We start from the raw sequence: 13,717 nt of genomic DNA on the forward strand, positions 1-13,717 counted from the left end.
AATAGTACACTCAGTATCTCATGGTGTTCTACTCTTTTGAAGGTGGTCTCAGTTTGACGCTTACGTTGTAGGGAAGTAAGCAGTTTGTCGCAGACGGAGATCACGTCATCCTGTTCTTTGGGCGTATCAATGGTTTCACGTAAGTCCGCTTTGGGGTCACGGGATAACGCATTCAGCATTCGCAAAATGGCTGCAAGGGAATAATTGGCGCAGCGTAAAGCACGTATCATTTTCAGCCGCCTTATATCCTGATCGGAATAGACGCGGTATCCATTTTGCTTTCGTTTCACGGTCAACAAACCGTTCATTTCCCAATTTCGTAAGGCATCGATGGAGATTTGCAGAAGGTCGGCCGTTTCTCTTCTGGTTAAGCGAGCGTTGCTACGTTTCTGGTTTTCGCCAGACAATAACTTTTCTGCAATCGCAATCGCTTCTTCGGCGTTTGTTTGTTCGGTTTTTATTTGTTGGCCATAACGCTCCGTTAGATGAATGGCTTTGTCGAAATTTCCGGCAGATGAGGCTTTGATAATGGCAATGGCCTGCTTCCGCAGACCGTTTTGCAAAACCTCGACTTCCAGAGCCGTTCTGGCCAACTTAAGCTGTTCCACATGGAAATCTGTAAAAACGCGATATCCATTCGCTTTTCGCTCCGGTCGGGGGATAAGGCCAAGCTCCTCGTAAAGCCGCACCGTGTTTGGATGGATGCCAAAACGGTGCGCGATTTCTGCAGTTCGATACGTATTCATGAATTTGATCCCCTCCCCCCGCACGATATCATGATTTCATAAGCTTGGTGGTTTAATGGAGGGTTTTATTATAACGAATGAAAACAATGGGAACAAGAATAACCTTATATCCTGCGCTTGCCAGGCGAGTAATCTTCTGCCTGATCGATTTATATGAAAAGGGGAAGCGGATAATAAAGTAGCTTATTTTGTGAAGCCACTTTCTCGGTGCATTCGGCAAACGATGCAAGCGATTTGTATAATAAATCCGTTGCCGGCGGAGGCTATGTTACATCAAAATAGGCAGGTTGACCCTGACATTGTGTCATAGTGTAATATGAACGTTGTGGAGGTGAGGATATGAAAACGATTAAGCAAGTTTCAGATTTAACAGGGATCAGTGTGCGTATGCTGCATCATTACGATAAAATCGGATTGTTAAAACCAAGTGCTGTAACAGAAGCGAAGTACAGGCTTTATGACGACCAGGCTCTTGAAACCTTGCAGCAAATTCTATTTTTTAAAGAATTGGACATCCCTTTAAAAAAGGTGAAGGGAATATTGGCAAGCCCTCAGTACGATAAGGTACAGGCGCTCTGCAAGCAAAAAGAATTGCTTACGTTGAAGAGAGATCGCTTGGACGGACTGATCTCTCTCATTGAAAAAAAACTGAAGGGCGGGAACGAGATGAGTTTTAAGGAATTCGATATGAGCGAATATTTTAGCTTGTTGGAAACCTATAAACAGGAGCATGCGGACGAAATTGTTCGTTATTATGGCAGCGTGGATGAGTTTAACGAGATCCTTAAAGACATGCAATCCAATGAGCTGAAGATGGCGAGAATGGCAGTCAAACAATTCGGTAGTGTCGAAAATTATACGGAATCCATGAAAAACAACCTTCATCATTTGCCATCGCTTATGGAAGGATATCAGAGGATGAAGGAAAACGTAGATGATCATTTATCTTTCATGAATCAATTGACGAACAGATTGACGTCTGACTTAAGTAAAGACCCATGTTCAACAGAGATTCAGAACATTGTAAAAGAAATGGATGACCTGGCCAAAGAGCAACATGAAATGCTCAACATGGACATGGGTGAAAATTACTGGGGAGTTATGGCGGAGTTTTATTTAACCAACCCGGACTATATAAAAATCTATGATAAAAAGCATGGGAAAGGCGCATCGAAATTTATGGGGGCCGCTTTCAAATTTTACAGTGAGAGCAGTAACTAGAGCGTGAAGAAAAATATATATTGTCTTTCAAGGATCGTTTTTATTTTGGCAGGTTTCCGGGACTTGTAGCGTAGTATGCGCTGCAAGCTCTTTTTTGTCTAAAAGCGGCGAGTAACATAAAGTTGGCAAAATCATAAGCCCTCCGAAGGGCCGCTTACCCCATTATATAACCTCCAGTAGCTGCAGGATCAATCAGCAAGTGTAGTCGGTAGAGCATAACGTTATGAATTGAATGAAAACTACCCGATTTGCCCTCCAAAATGAAACGGATAGTAGAGGGAGTTTTTGTCCTTTCTGCGTTCATCCCAACTATCTTGAGAGGAGCATGTACATGAGACCTGCTTTTTTCCGTGACTCTGAACACGAAGCTTTCTATTACCGGATGCTGAACGAGTGTCGGAACGCTGACGGCTATCATCGCGCCTTGTTTTACACATTAGGGATTTCCAAGGATACCCGCGCGCACATTCACGACGTATTCGATTTCTCCAACAGAGGGATTAAACCGGAAGGCTTGTCCGCTCCGTGGCAGACCGGAAGCTCTGTTCGTACTTGTCAGCTTGCGTTCAATCTCTGGAATGGCTGGAGTCAGGCCGGAGCTGAACGGTACTCCACTCCGCACGAGCTCTTCGATTGCGGCTTTGCCCCTTACTTTATGGAAGCGATTCGTCTTCGATATCCCGAATATTGCAGACTTCAACTCCCTTCCGTCAAGCATAAAGCGGAACGCAGCCGATAGGCGGGGAGGGATTGGCATTGGGAAAGCTAAAGTCGAGAAGGTTCGTCAAGTCGATCAAACGCATCAACAAGCAGGTTCGTATTCTTCGGCGAGGTATAATCCGAAGGAACAACACCGTGCGTCACAAGGAGCAGGAGCCTCACCGTTCATCTACAGAGCAGATACAGGAGAACAATGATGCGAGAATACAGCAAGGGATAGGCAGTATCGTGCGTGTATCGGCGATAGCTGGCAGCTATCCAAAGGCGCTGGCTCCGTACCGTTCCGGCTGACCATTCGCATCCATCCGCCGACCAGAAATCGCAGACAAGTGTGCCGATCAGTTTGCAACGGTTGCCAGCTAACGGGAAACAAACACAAGTAGCCAGACGGCAGTCGCTGCGATTAATGGGTCAGACAGTCGTTCAACGCCTGCCCGAAAGGTCACCAGCCGGGAAAAAGAGGGTTGGACATCCAGCGGATAGAAACAAAGCTGACCACAGTGGAAAAAGGAAAGGAGACGCGCCGCGGCGGAGGTTTGCCGTTACGGCGGCTTCTCCCGTTTCGGTCAAGGTGAAAGGAACGATTCGCCAAAAGCGAGCTTTGCATACAGTAGCTCAGGCGATCAAGTTGGCTCCTCTTTCCTCATCAGGTGAAGGTCAGGCACGTAAGGAAGAAAAGAGCGCGCATCCGCAGAAACGAATGGTGCAGGCCGCCATGCAGGCACGGTATTCCATGCAAGCGGCGCGAGCAGTCACCCAGATGAATCTTCGCATGATAAAAATGCTTGTTCGAGCCACAGCGCTGTTAGTGAAGGGGATAGCTGCGATACTGGGAGTTAGCAGTAGTGCTATCATTCTGATGTGCATCATCATGATGTTCGCGGCGCTGCTCTCCTCCCCGTTTGCGATCTTCGTGGCAGATGAAAATTCAGAGCCGGGTACACAGAAATTATCCCTGATCGTAGACGAACTGGATGAACAATTTATGGCTCGACTCGAACAGGAACGTCAGGCGGCTGGCGAGGTAGGTCGCGTGGAAATGCATTACACGGGCAGCGCGGACAACAGCCGCATTGATAATTGGCCGGAGATATTGGCTGTATTTGCGGTCAAAACGTCCATGTTCACGGCAGGTCTTGACGTGGCAACGATGGATCGCCAGCGAGTCGAGATGCTGCAAACGGTCTATTGGGATATGAATCAGATCGATTCGCATGTGGAGACGCTGGAGCATACGGAAATGGTCGCCGTTGAGCAAGAGGATGGAAGCTTCAAGGAGCAGCCGATAACCGTATATGAACGTGTCCTGTATCTGTCGATTACAGCCCGGACGGCAGAGCAACAAGCGGCTCTCTATGAATTCAATGCGGAGCAGCGCGAGCTTACGGAAGAATTGTTGTCCGCCGCATTTCGCCCGATGATGCTTGCACTGCTTGGCAAAGACCAGCATACAGGCTTGTCATCGGGAGAGCTTGAAGCGATCCGAACGGATTTGCCAGCTGGTGTGCTTGGGAGCCAGGCTGTTGAATTGGTTTTGACTCGGCTGGGCGATCCTTACAGCCAGCTAAAGGCAGGACAGGGGAATTACACGGATTGCAGCTATCTCGTCCAGTGGGTGTATCAGCAATTGGAGATTGGTCTGCCAAGAACGGCGGCGGAGCAAGCGCGTTTTATTGTGGACAACGGTCTGACACTTACTGCTGATGAACTAACGGCCGGCGACTTGATCTTCTGGAGCTACGAGCCAAACGGGCGATTTATGGACATTACGCATGTCGGCATCTATGCCGGTAACGGCAAAGTCATTGACGCCTCCTCCAGTCGCTTGCAGGTTGTATATCGGAATGTATTCGACGCCGAGCTTCAAGTGATGTATGGCAGGCCATATGTTCAATTATAGCTTTTGAGTTAATTTAAGAAGGCGCGGAAAATGGATGAAAGAACAGGAAGAGGGGAATCCAAAATTTTTCCCTCTCCCTGTCCGAAATTTCCTGTATTTGTTTGCTCCCTCCGAAATGAATTCTCTTATTAGGATTCTCAGAGAGCATTTAATTCGTTCGAGAATGATAGAGAACGAAAGGTATTTATTTTTAAGCAGTGAGCTGTATCTTTTGCAACCAGAATTGGAAGTATTGATCCAATGAATGACGGATGTTATAGTGAAAATGACTCTAACAACAGTTATTCATGATAATAGATGACAATATTATAGGCGTCTCAATGTGCGACTATTATAATAACCTGATAATCTTAACATCTGAAAGAAGGGGTTTATATGAAAGGGCGAATAACAGCCTTTTTTAGTTACAGTTGGGATAATCCGCAGCATGAACAATGGGTTGTTGATCTTACGAACCGATTACGTACTGATGGCGGAATAGATGCTCATATTGACAAGTTTGAACTGTACGAAAAGACAGTTAATTTAAATCAAATGATGATTCAGGCAATGCGTGATTATGACTATGTAATTGTTGTTCTAACAGAAAATTATGCTACTAAAGCGGATGCGTTTACTGGTGGAGTTGGGTTTGAATCTGAGTTGCTATTACCGACGCTGCGTAGAAATAAAGATAAGATTATTTTAATAATGAGACATTCGGGGAATTACGAAGGAGTATTTCCTTTCCATATGCAGGACTACTATGCGATTGACTTTTCCAAAGAGGATCAATTTGAAAGCAAGTTACAAGAGTTGATACGCCGGATTTATAAAGCTAATCCTTATCAAAAAGCACCTTTAGGAGAAATTCCGCGATTTGATTTAAATGAAATTACACCACAAGCACCAGCCCAATCAGCAAAATCTTTGTTTGCAGACATTCAAATGTCCAATTTAAAGAAATACACTGATCTGGATAAAGAAGAGCATCTTAAGCAGAGTTATATAGAGATGAAAGATCTCTTCATTCAATTATTCGAGCATGTTCGGACACAAAGCCCCAATTTTATCTTTACTCTTGATGAGGATAGTAAGCAGAAATGTATGTTTAAGTTTTATGTAGATGGGCAACTGAAAACAGGGCTAAAAATGTGGATCGGTGGGTTTAGTCATTCATCTCCATCAATTAATTTTCATTATGGAACACATTCTTTTAATGATAGCTCAATGAATGAAATTATTTATAGTGAAGTTCAAAATGATACACTATCTCTTAGGATGACAATGAATTTCTATGATCGTGATGAATCGAAAACACCAGAGGCAATCGTTCGTACGACATGGAAAAACCATATTCTACCTTCCTTGAAAATATAATTATATAGGAATGATTCTTATGAATTCTTATCACTTTTTTATTGAGTGTGGAAAACAACTACAATCATTACTTGAAGTAACAGTTCCAATATAACGAAGAAGCAATATTTCTGAAGACAGACCGTGATGGTAATGAGCCAATAGTATTTGTTGTCCATAATCGATCTTTCATTGTAAATGGGACTGTTAATTTTTTTAACGACAATCCGGATGTTCAATTTACTGTCAGGAAGATTGGCGACATTGCTCAGAAAAATATTCAAATGAAGACAATATCTCATGGCCAATTGACGGCATATGGTAGGTTTAAAGAAATACATCTCGAATTAACCTTTCAGGACGGTACTCAACTCACCTTGAATAAGAATGATTTTGATATTCACAACAATTCATTCATTACTAGTGGAGAGTTCGGTGGAAGGATACACTCCCCAAGTCACCCGTTATCTCTATGACCACCAGTATGTGATCCTGGAAACAGACGCTGAAGACAGCCTATCGGTGCGGTACGTGCGAGGCATCACCTACATCTCGCGGACAGGGGGCTATAGGGGACGCCGCGGCCCCCCTCCCCCCGCCCCAAAGGGTAAGTTTTGGTGACGGCGGCGAAACATTTGAAGAATATGTTATAATGGTCCTGAAATGAGGGCGGGGCCATCCATCGCATAGGGTTTAGAAAAGGGGGTCAATGGATGAGATTGCTATTGGTGGACGATGAGCTATCAACCAGAGAGGGCCTGTTGAAATTTGTCGAATGGGGAAAAATTGGGATTGCTACAGTAAATATTGCAGGCAATGGCGAGGAAGCGTTGGAGCTGGCCCGCAGCCTCTCGCCGGACATCCTGATGACGGATATTCGGATGCCCAATATGGATGGCATTGAACTTGCATCGGAAATCGTGAAATCGCTTCCTTCATGCAAAATTGTGTTTATCAGCGGTTTTGCAGACAAGGAATACCTGAAATCGGCAATTCGCCTGAATGCCCTGGGCTATGTGGAAAAGCCGCTTAATATTGAAGAGGTGACAGATACCCTGGCCAGAGCGGTTCAAGCCTGTCTGAACGATAAGGAAAAGAAGGAATACGAACGGAAAGCCAGGGAAAGCATGGACAAGGGAATCCCGCTGCTCAAGCAGAAAATCGGCTCCGAGCTGGTGGCTGAAGCCAATGGGGCGAATGTTCTGAGCGAGCTTGAGGCGACAGGCTTTGACACTTCTTTTCCATGGCGGTATATAACCTTTGCGGTGAGGCTTAAACTAAAACCGGATCTGGAAACAATGGATACGGACAAGCTATCCCCTGAAAGGCTGCTGTCTGCTATTTTTTCCGCGGATAAGCTGTCCCCTGTTTTCTCCGGTTATAGCAACGGCGGTATTCTTATTCTTCATGCTGCCCTGAAAAGCGGCGGTGCCTCTGCAATAGCGGAGCTTGCGGAAAACATACGGGAGTATTTGGAGACTGAGGGCGATCATCAGGCTTTAGTATCCATCGGAGTGGGCAAGCCTGTCACGGCCATAAGGGAAATACAGATGTCGTTTAAGCACGCCATGGATGCCGTTCGGAGAACCTTTTTTAGCGGATACGGCTTTATTCTGAAATACACCGCAGAATCGGTCCCCTACAAGGCCGATTATGTTCTGATCGAGGAATTTTCCGACCGGCTCAACAAAGGGGATCGGGCCGAGGCGGTAAACGTGGTAAAAAGGGCCGTCTATCCGATGCAGCAGGCCAATAGCGCGGATATTGAGAAAATCCGGGTGTTCTTCCTCAAGCTTTTTATGACCCTGGAAACAGAGATGGATAAAAGAGGCCTGCAAAAAAATACAGTTATCGATGATGGCAATGATGAAAAAGCATTTATGGATCTGGATACGGTTGCGGAAATTTCCGACTTTCTTTTGGAGCGGACGAATCTGTTTTTTGACATTATTGAACAAAAGCAGCAGGTTGGAAGCTCTTTGTACGATATCCAGGAATACATCAAGAAAAATTACGGCGACAGTAATCTGTCGGTAAAGTCAATTGCCGAATACGCCAATTACAGCCATTACCACTTATGCTACATGTTCAAGAAACAGGCCGGGACAACAATTAACAACTATATCACCCAAATCAGGATGGAAAAGGCCAAGGAGCTGCTGAAGAATAAAACGGTGAAGCTATATGAAATTTCCAAAAAGGTAGGCTACAGCAATCCCAACTATTTTGTAAAGCTGTTCAAGAAGGTTGAGGGATGTACTCCCACCGAGTTTAAGGAGAAATACTACTGATGAGAATGAAGCTCTTATCGTATTCCTCTAATGTCAGGCGTGCCTTTGTTGGATTTGTAAACAATGTGAGCATGAGGAAGAAGCTGTTTGCCACATTTTTCATTTTTATGACCATTCCTTTTGGCGCATACATTACGTATAGCTACAATCAAAGCACCCGCGCACAGGAAGAACAGATGGTTTACTCTGAGGAGAGGGCATTCGAACAAGCGCTTTCGCTTATTAACTATAATGTCCTGAACATAAACAGAGCCATGGAATTGACCATAATGGACGAAACGATTCTCGCGGTACTGGACAGATCGGTGCAGGATTCCTATTCGACCATTGACCAGATAAGGGACTTTTTGAAGCTAAAGGATAAGGTTATCTCTCTGGAAAAAAGCCAGGATGTGAGCAGGATCAGAATCTATATCAAAAACGGCCTGCTCTTTTCCTCTGAAAATCAGAGTTTCTATGATATGGAGAAGGCCCAAAAATCGGTTTGGTACCAAAAGCTTCATTATTCCAGTCTGGTTTCCTTATGGTGTCCTCCTTCGTACATGACCGATGAGGATGGAAAGTCGGATAGCCTCATAGCCAATGTAAGAATACTGAAAAACCCGACAAACTACAGAGAAGATATTGGTATTCTAAGAATCGATATGGAGGAGCAGCGAATCGGAAAAATTCTGGCCGATGCCAAGGTGATCCCCTCCTCCCAGGTAGCCATTGTGAACAGTGCTGGCGATATCGTGAGCTCCACCGATGGCTTCGAAGCCCTCTATGCAGGCGCCTTAAAAAAGGATTTACTGGAATCGGTCAAGGGCAAGGAGAGGGAAGTATCCCATGCCTGGAAAGGAGCCTTGAACGGAGAGACCTATTTGCTCCAATCCTCCAGCATACCGGGCAACGATTGGACGCTGCTGTCCATGTCTCCCTACCGGGATATTATTACTATCATGGATAAGCTGAGAAATGAAATGATTATGCTGCTGATCGGGTGCGTTGTTCTTGCCTATCTGATATCCAATTTCATCTCATACAGCATTACAAAAAGAATATTGAAGCTGATGAAGCAAATGAACCGGGTAAAGAGCGGCGATCTCCAAGTGCATGCCATGGAGTTTGGCAAGGATGAAGTGGGTGTGCTGAGCAATACCTTCAATTACATGGTGCTGCAGATGAAGAGTTATATAGAGGAGAAGGAACGGTTGGGGAAGGAGATTAAAAACTCCGAGTTCAGGGCGCTGCAGGCCCAAATTAATCCCCACTTTCTGTATAATACGCTGGAATTGATCCATTGGAAGGCCATGGAGCATCAGGCTCCCTCTGTAAGCGCGATTGTTCAGACCTTGGCCAAGTTCTATAAGCTGAGTCTGAGCAGAGGCGATGAAATGATCCCTATTTTTGATGAAATGGAAATTGCGCGTTCGTACGTCCGGATACAGAATATGCGGTTTAAGAACTCCATTCAGCTTGTGGAGGAAAATATGGAGGAGCTGTATGAATACAAGATCCCCAAGATTATTTTGCAGCCTCTGGTTGAAAACGCCATTCTTCATGGAATCAGGAGAAAGAAAGAAGAGCAGGGAATGATCCTTGTAAGGGGCAGCATGGATAACTGTTGCATCTGCATTGAGGTGATAGATGACGGAGTGGGCTTTACTCCCGAAAGGCTCGCGGAGGTAAAATCCGGTCAGTATGAAAGCCACCGCAACGGCAGCGGGTATGGCTTGAAGAATATTGACAGCAGGCTGAGGCTTCAATACGGAGAGCAATTTGGGCTTGAAATTCAAAGTGTCCTTCATGAAGGCACCCATTGTTATGTACGGATACCGCTTTTTAAGGGTAAAGAATTGTGATCGAACACCACAATTTTTTACCCTTTTTCGCAATTATGGCCTCTTTTTATATTTGCTCCTGATGCTAATATGAATAGCATAAAGAAGAATCACGGAAAGGAGCAACAGGAGTCCAATGACAAATCCCGAAATAAAAACAACAAAGCGGGGCTTCTTATTTGAGTTAAAAAAGAATAAGACATTGTTTCTAATGGCACTGCCGGTACTTTTATATTTTTTCATTTTCCACTACTTGCCCATGTCTGGGATTATAATTGCTTTCAAGGAGTACAACTACAGAGACGGTATTTTCCTTAGCCCTTGGGCGAGAATGAATGGGTTTGAAAATTTCCGATTCTTTTTTGCATCCGGTAAAGCGTGGTCAGTCATCAGGAATACGGTCAGCTTTAATCTCATTTTTATGATTGTAAGCCCTTTATTTTCGATGGCTGCGGCCATTATGATCGCTGAGATATCCGGGAGAATGTTCAAGAAAGTCACTCAGACGATGATGTTTCTGCCGTATTTTATCTCATGGGTTGTTGTAGGAATGTTTATGTACGGTCTGTTCAACTATGAATATGGAATGTTTAATTCATTGATGGCGTATTTCGGTTTAGATCCGGTGGATGTGTACTCCAAACCATCTCTGTGGTATCTCATATTGCCCCTCGTCAATGTCTGGAAAGGGATTGGTTACGGAAGTATTCTGTATCTCGCCGCCATTATGAGCATGGATCAGGAATGCTTTGAAGCTGCCAAGATTGATGGCGCCAATGTATTTCAGAAAATATTTCATATCACCATTCCCAATTTGATGCCGACCTATACGATCCTGATGCTTTTGGCCTTGGGCAGAGTGTTCAAGGGGAACTTTGAGGAGTTTTACAATCTGGTTTCCAATGTGCCGACGCTGATGGAGCATACCGATGTGATTGACACCTTTGTGTTCAGAAGCTTGACGCAAAGCTCGGATTTTGGCATGGTATCGGCGGCGTCGGTGCTTCAGTCGGTATTGTGCTTTGTCGCCATTGTGACGGTAAATTCCACTCTGAAATATTTTAAGAGTGAAAACACTTTATTCTGAGGGGCCAATCAAATGGAGATCAAACGAACCAAAGATATGATTGTATTTAATATCCTGTCCTACACGTTTATCACCCTTGCTGCCATCGGTTGCTTGCTGCCGTTCCTGATGGTGATATCCAACTCCTTTAATTCAGAGGCAATGGTGATCAGACATGGTTTTAGCATATTGCCCAGAGAGTTCTCAACCGAAGCTTACGGAATGATTCTGGTCAATTGGGAGAGAATTGTAAGAGCATATGGCGTTACCGTATCGGTTACGGTTGTGGGAACGATTTTCTCGCTCTTTCTCTCCTCCATGTTCGCTTATGTCATTTCCAGGAAAGAATTCAAGTACCGGAATGTGTTATCCTTCTATGTTTATTTTACAACCCTGTTCAGCGGCGGATTGGTGTCCAGCTATATATTCAATGTGAACTACCTGCATTTAAAGGATACGCTGCAGGTGCTGGTTCTGGTTCCGATGTTTACGGTTTTCAATATTTTGATCCTAAGAAGCTTTATCTCAGGCAGCATCCCCGATTCGCTTCCGGAATCAGCCCGATTGGATGGGGCCGGAGAGTTCACCATCTTTATCCGGGTGGTATTTCCCCTTTTGAAGCCGGCATTGGCGACCATTGGATTATTTACCGCATTGACATATTGGAACGACTGGAGCACTGCCATGCTTTATATCAATGATCATAAGCTCCATTCGCTGCAATATGTGCTGTATCAAATGTTCCAGAACATTAAAGCGATGATGATCATGAGCGAGCAGATGATGTCCATGCCATCGGCAGAGCTTCCGGCAGAAACCTTCAAGCTTGCCATGACGGTAGTGGTCACTGGCCCCATTGTGCTGCTGTACCCGTTTGTGCAGAAATACTTTGTTTCAGGAATTACCATTGGAGCTGTTAAGGGCTAATCGCCTTAACATATAGGGATAACATAAAAGGGAGGATTTGTATGAAAAAGATGAAAGGAAAGACGCTGCTTACCGTATTGGCAGGCGCAGTGACGGCTTCAATTGCTGTAACGGGATGCAGCTCGAGTCCGAAGACCAGCTCCAGCCCCGCACCGACCGCCAGTGCTCAAACGGCCGCAACGGGAAAACCGGCCAGTGATATGCCGGACACCTCCAAGCCTTTGGTGCTGAAAGGGTACACTATTGCCGGCAGTGTGCCGCCGCTGTGGGAAGAAGTGCAGAAGGAAGTCAATAAAATATTGTCCCAAAAGATCAATACTACCATTGAAATGACAATTATTCCTACAGGTGATGCCAAAACCAAGCTTCCGATGGTGAATGCCTCGGGAGAGCAGTATGACTTTATGTTTGTCGCGAACTGGCTGGCCAATTACGCTCCGGAAGTGTCCAAGGGCGCGTATGAGGAAATTACCGAAGAGAAGCTGCAAAAGCTGATGCCTCGTTATTCGAAGGCGGTAGACAAAGCCAATCTTGAGGCGATGAAGGTCAATGGCAAGCTGTATAGCATACCGGCGACCACTGCTGCGGTCAACCCGACAGGAATTGCCATCCGGAAGGATTTGAGAGAAAAGTACGGTTTGGGTCCCATTAAGAGCAACGCCGATTTGGAAGCCTACATGCAAGCGGTTGCAAAAAATGAAAAGGGCATGATTCCTTACAATTTGAGCAAGGTGGAGGCCACCACAGGACTGTTTGATCTGTTCTTCACCGAATACTTTGGAGATTTTATGCTTAGTGCTCCCGGTATGGTTTCCATTCAGTCCGCTTATGAGGATGAAACAGGAAAGGTTTACAGCCAACTGGATCAAAAATATAATGAGGCTTTCAAGAAGACAGCCGTCAAGATGAAGGAGCTGTACGACAAAGGATATTTCCCGAAAAATCCTTTCGGAAATGAAATTCGTTCCGGCGAATCGCAGATCCAAGGAAAATCGGCTGTGGCGAGATTGAACCTGACGGACTTTGCCGTTAACTATGTAAAAGCCAAGGGCAACAACTTTGAACTGGAGTATTATCCGCTGGAATCTGCCAAAGGCCGGGTATTGAAGCCGGTAGCAGGGCAAGGGGTGGCCATCAAGGCGGGCAACAAGAATTTGGACCGTGTTCTGATGGCCTTGGATTATATCTATGAAGAGCCTGCCATCGTCGAAATGCTGGAGTATGGCCTGGAAGGCAAGAGCTTCGTCGTGAACGCAGAGGGCAAAATTGATTTTCCTCAAGGGGTTAATGCGGCAAACTCGCCGTATTCGCAAGGCGCGGTTGCATTCTGGTTCTCTGACAATGCTTTTAAAAAGCCAATGGCGTCATGGCCGCAGCAAAAGATTGATGTGGAAAAAGAATATGCCACCAGAGCAGTATCTCCGGTGCTGAACAGCTTGAGTCTGAATGTCGACAAGATCAAGACAGAGATCGCCTCTGTCAGAGGGATTGAGGATCTTGAAGGCAACTCCTTACGAGTAGGCATGGTGGATAACGTCGACACGATGATGGATACCTATCTGAAAAAACTGAAGAGCGCCGGATATGAGAAGATCGTTACGGAAGTGAAAGCGCAGGCAGAGGCCTTTTTGAAGAAGTAATACTTGAAGGAGTAATATTCGGAGAGAACCGTCGATAAAATCCGA

At 45.3% G+C, this 13,717-nt stretch carries 10 protein-coding genes; 9 read left to right on the top strand and 1 reads right to left on the bottom strand.

Features of this window, described 5'->3' with window-relative positions:
- On the bottom strand, positions 1-746 hold a 746-nt coding region (locus DQG13_RS17500), incomplete at its 3' end, for a MerR family transcriptional regulator (protein WP_258525725.1).
- A gap of 339 nt (positions 747-1,085) precedes the next feature.
- Between DQG13_RS17500 and DQG13_RS17505 the strand changes: the two genes are divergently transcribed.
- From DQG13_RS17505 to DQG13_RS17560, 9 genes are all read left to right on the top strand, one after another.
- Positions 1,086-1,967, top strand: a complete 882-nt coding sequence (locus DQG13_RS17505) for a MerR family transcriptional regulator (RefSeq protein ID WP_113021079.1) — start codon at positions 1,086-1,088, stop codon at positions 1,965-1,967.
- 331 nt (positions 1,968-2,298) lie between these two features.
- Complete coding sequence (locus DQG13_RS17510) at positions 2,299-2,706, top strand: DUF6075 family protein (protein WP_113021080.1); 408 nt, start codon at positions 2,299-2,301, stop codon at positions 2,704-2,706.
- 387 nt (positions 2,707-3,093) lie between these two features.
- Complete coding sequence (locus DQG13_RS17520; protein WP_220094402.1) at positions 3,094-4,587, top strand: C40 family peptidase; 1,494 nt, start codon at positions 3,094-3,096, stop codon at positions 4,585-4,587.
- Positions 4,588-4,962: 375 nt separating this feature from the next.
- Positions 4,963-5,946: a toll/interleukin-1 receptor domain-containing protein gene (locus DQG13_RS17530; protein ID WP_113021083.1), complete on the top strand. Its 984-nt coding sequence runs from the start codon at positions 4,963-4,965 to the stop codon at positions 5,944-5,946.
- Positions 5,947-6,638: 692 nt separating this feature from the next.
- Positions 6,639-8,216 carry a response regulator gene (locus DQG13_RS17540; protein WP_113021085.1) on the top strand — a complete coding sequence of 526 codons (1,578 nt, stop codon included), beginning with the start codon at positions 6,639-6,641 and terminating at the stop codon, positions 8,214-8,216.
- Complete coding sequence (locus DQG13_RS17545) at positions 8,216-10,060, top strand: cache domain-containing sensor histidine kinase (protein WP_113021086.1); 1,845 nt, start codon at positions 8,216-8,218, stop codon at positions 10,058-10,060. The genes DQG13_RS17540 and DQG13_RS17545 overlap by 1 nt, the downstream gene beginning before the upstream one ends.
- A 115-nt stretch (positions 10,061-10,175) precedes the next feature.
- Entirely contained in the window at positions 10,176-11,126 is a 951-nt protein-coding gene (locus DQG13_RS17550; protein WP_113021087.1) for an ABC transporter permease, read from the top strand.
- Positions 11,127-11,138: 12 nt separating this feature from the next.
- Positions 11,139-12,032 (top strand): carbohydrate ABC transporter permease, encoded by an 894-nt coding sequence (locus DQG13_RS17555; protein ID WP_181592820.1) that lies wholly within the window; start codon positions 11,139-11,141, stop codon positions 12,030-12,032.
- Positions 12,033-12,073: 41 nt separating this feature from the next.
- On the top strand, positions 12,074-13,672 hold the full coding sequence (locus DQG13_RS17560) for a DUF3502 domain-containing protein (protein ID WP_113021088.1): 1,599 nt from the start codon (positions 12,074-12,076) through the stop codon (positions 13,670-13,672).
- Positions 13,673-13,717: the final 45 nt, after the last annotated feature.

It is taken from the genome of Paenibacillus sp. YN15, from assembly GCF_003285005.1.
Taxonomy (GTDB): Bacteria; Bacillota; Bacilli; order Paenibacillales; family NBRC-103111; genus Paenibacillus_AR.